Source organism: Frankia sp. CcWB2 (genome assembly GCF_977927585.1).
In genome coordinates this window covers 1,631-3,640 of sequence record NZ_CDWRCM010000179.1, presented here as the reverse complement: position 1 = coordinate 3,640, position 2,010 = coordinate 1,631, and the positions used below count along the sequence as shown (strand labels likewise).

The 2,010-nt window shown below is 65.2% G+C and carries 2 protein-coding genes; both read left to right on the top strand.

Annotation, left to right across the window (positions count from 1 at the left end; genetic code table 11):
- Positions 1 to 48 precede the first annotated feature (48 nt).
- The gene (locus ACY45C_RS16880) at positions 49 to 1,098 is read left to right on the top strand and encodes an AraC family transcriptional regulator (RefSeq protein ID WP_462188527.1); all 1,050 of its coding nucleotides are present in this window, start codon (positions 49 to 51) and stop codon (positions 1,096 to 1,098) included.
- Between the two features lie 734 nt (positions 1,099 to 1,832).
- On the top strand, positions 1,833 to 2,010 hold a 178-nt coding region (locus ACY45C_RS16875), incomplete at its 3' end, for an undecaprenyl-diphosphate phosphatase (protein ID WP_462188534.1).

The following is a 2,010-nucleotide window of genomic DNA, read 5'->3' as shown; positions in this document are numbered from 1 at the left end:
GCTTATGCTTGCAGGCGCGGCGGCCCAGGTTCCCGGTAGGAGGTCATCATGCGGACCTACGAGATGTACGACCTTGTCGATGTACCCCATCGCGACCGTCCTGGACGCTGGGAGGAGATCCTGGGCAGCACGGTGACGCCATTCCACACTGATGTTCCTCCAGGGAAATTACCCTACCGTGCCTCGATTGAGCGTCGCTGGTTCGATGACATCGCGCTGCTGGATATCGCATGTGATCCGTGTAGGGGTGAACGTAGTCGAAGTCTGATCAGCCGGACCAGCGAGGAAAATATTGCGATCTTCTTCGCTACCGCTGGGACTGAACGGCTTGCCATCGAGGACAAGAAGATTGTTGTCACTCCGGGCAGCTTCGTGGCTTGGAACAGCACGCAAAGGATGCGGTTCGAAGTTGTTGAGCACTTCCGCAAAATTACCCTGGTAATGCCGAGGGCGGCGCTGGAAGAGGTCTTGGAGAGCCCGTGGTTGGAAGCCGACCTCGTGGTGGACGTGAACGCTCCCGCGATCAGGTTGTTGCGCAGTTATATCGCCTCACTTGCCAGCCTCCCGCACGAGATTCCCGCCCCCACCATAACGGCGGCCCGCAACGCGGCATTGGAGTTGGTGGCCGCGGCGGTGCGCCCCGAGGTCACGTTCACGAATGCGATCACTGGGGAATCGCTGCGGCTCGCAGTGGAACGCTGGATAGCTCGAAACCTTGGCCACCGCGACGTCAGTGCCGCTGCGGCGGCCGCTGCGCAGTGTGTGTCTGTCCGCACGCTGCAGCGCGGCTTCGCCGCGACAGGAAACAGCTACAGCGCCGCCGTCCGCTCCCAGCGACTCGCACGAGCCCGCCGGGACCTGATCGAGGGATCATGCTCTATTCAGGCGATCGCCAGCCGTTGGGGTTTTGCGGACACGAGTCACTTCTGTCGAGAATTCAAACGGCTGTATGGTGCGACGCCGACTTGTTACCGTGATTCGGTCGCCTTATCGTTCGCCCACGTGGGCGAACCCGATTTTCGGGACGATCCGGACGGTGGAGCGCAGCCCTTCAGAACCGCGTCCCAGACGTCCAGGACGTCCAGGCTGCATGACTGATCGCGTCGTCCGTCCGGTCGGCACTTGTCCCGGATGTCCAGGACGGGCCGGACTGGCGGCGGGTCAGGTCGGGGGAGGCCGGGTTGGGTCGGATCAGGCGGGGCGAGCGGCCGGCTGGCCCAGCCAGCGTCGCACCAGACTGGTCAGAACCAGGATCACGGCTGTTCCGACCACTTCAATGATCACATTCGCGAGCAGATGACTCATCGTGCAACCTCCTATGCGTACTGTGTCGCTCCCCGGCCCTGATCGGGGCGCGCCAGACCGCCACGAGGCGGGCGGTCCGTACTTCCGGGTGACGCGGTGCGGGCCAAAGATGAACAGAAAGCGAGCGATCTCGTTCGGTTGCATGGCCAGAGCATGAACCCGCCCGTTCGTCGCGGTCCGTGACTGTCCGACGAACCGCCAGGTCAGCCCGTGTGGGGGGCCTGCTGCGGGGTGGGCTCGGCCCGATCCGGCGGAACCCCGATCGGACCAGGTCGATCGGACCAGGTCGGAGGATCGGAGAAGGCGGGGACGCCGTCACCCGGCATCCGCCCGCACTTCACCCTTCGCTACGGTGAAGCCGTGGTCGGGTGTGCGTGGATGACGCGAACAGGTCGGGCGCGGAGCCGGCAGACCGATCGTCGTTCCGCGTGGCCTCCGGACCCGGCGGCCTCGCCGGACGGGCTGAACGGACCGGATGGGCCGGGTAGGCCGGACTCGTCTGGCTCGTGGGCCAGGTCGGCGCGTCGATGAACTTCTTCGAGGGGACGGTCCTCGGTCTCGTTCAGGGGCTCACCGAGTTTCTCCCGGTCTCGTCCAGCGCCCACCTGCGCATCGCCGCCGCGCTTGCCGGCTGGGAGGACCCGGGCGCCGCGTTCACCGCTGTGACCCAGATCGGCACCGAGGCCGCCGTGCTGATCTACTTCC

What these genes read in the sequence shown, in the direction of transcription:
- ACY45C_RS16880 (WP_462188527.1), top strand. Translation starts at nt 49, where the DNA reads ATGCGGACCTACGAGATGTACGACCTTGTCGATGTACCCCATCGCGAC.